This window comes from Mesorhizobium sp. M2A.F.Ca.ET.039.01.1.1 (assembly GCF_003998035.1).
Lineage (GTDB): Bacteria > Pseudomonadota > Alphaproteobacteria > Rhizobiales > Rhizobiaceae > Mesorhizobium.
Map to the genome: position 1 here is coordinate 1 of NZ_RZRY01001238.1, position 1,092 is coordinate 1,092.

The following is a 1,092-nucleotide window of genomic DNA, read 5'->3' on the forward strand; positions in this document are numbered from 1 at the left end:
CATCTGCACGCCGTCGGTTCGCATATAGGTGATGAGGCCGGCGGTCTCGCCGCCGATATCCATGCCTTCGTAGAGCTTTTGCGCCACTTGCATGGTGCGCGTCGCCGAGAAGCCGAGCCCGGACGAGGCGGCCTGCTGCAGCGTCGAGGTGGTGAAGGGCGGGCCGGGATTGCGCTTTGTCGGCTTGGCTTCGACCGACAATGCCTTGAAGGTCGCGCCTTCCAGCATCGCCTTGATGTCGTCGGCCTGCGCCTTGTTGGCGATATCGAGTTTTTGCAGCTTCTTGCCGGCAAAGGCGGTGAGCCGCGCCTCGAAACTGTCGTTGCGCGGCGTTTTGAGGATGGCGGCGATCTGCCAGTATTCCTCGCGGATGAAGCGCTCGATCTCGGATTCCCGGTCGCAGACCAGGCGAAGCGCCACCGACTGCACGCGGCCGGCGGAACGGGCGCCCGGCAGCTTGCGCCACAGCACCGGCGACAGCGTGAAGCCGACCAGATAGTCCAGCGCGCGGCGGGCCAGATAGGCGTCGACCAGCGGCGCATCGATCTGGCGCGGATTGGCCATCGCGTCGAGCACCGAGGCCTTGGTGATGGCGTTGAAGACGACGCGGCTGACCGGTTTGTCCTTCAGCGCGCGCTTCTGCTTCAGGACTTCCAGCACATGCCATGAAATCGCCTCGCCCTCGCGATCCGGGTCGGTGGCGAGGATCAGGCCGTCAGCATCCTTGACCGCCTTGGCGATGTCGGCGAGGCGCTTGCCGGACGCCGTGTCGACCGACCAGGACATGGCAAAGTCCTCGTCCGGGCGCACCGAGCCGTCCTTGGCCGGCAGATCGCGGACATGGCCGAACGAGGCCAGACCTTATAGTTCTTGCCGAGATATTTGTTGATTGTCTTCGCCTTGGCCGGCGATTCGACGACGACGACGTCCATGAGGTCTCTTTAATCAGCTGTGAGGTGGCGGAAGAACTCCGCGATGCACGACGAAATCCCACTCTTTCGTCGCTCACATGGCCGTGCTTTTGCAATCGGTCAAGGGGAAGCGGCCAATTTGGAAAGTGGCCGCCGACGATACACTCTTAGAGTGTATGGC

General features: G+C 63.2%; 1 pseudogene. It reads right to left on the reverse strand.

Annotated elements, in window-relative coordinates:
* Positions 1-932: pseudogene (locus EOA24_RS38945) on the reverse strand (DNA topoisomerase); the annotation flags it as partial.
* Positions 933-1,092 lie beyond the last annotated feature (160 nt).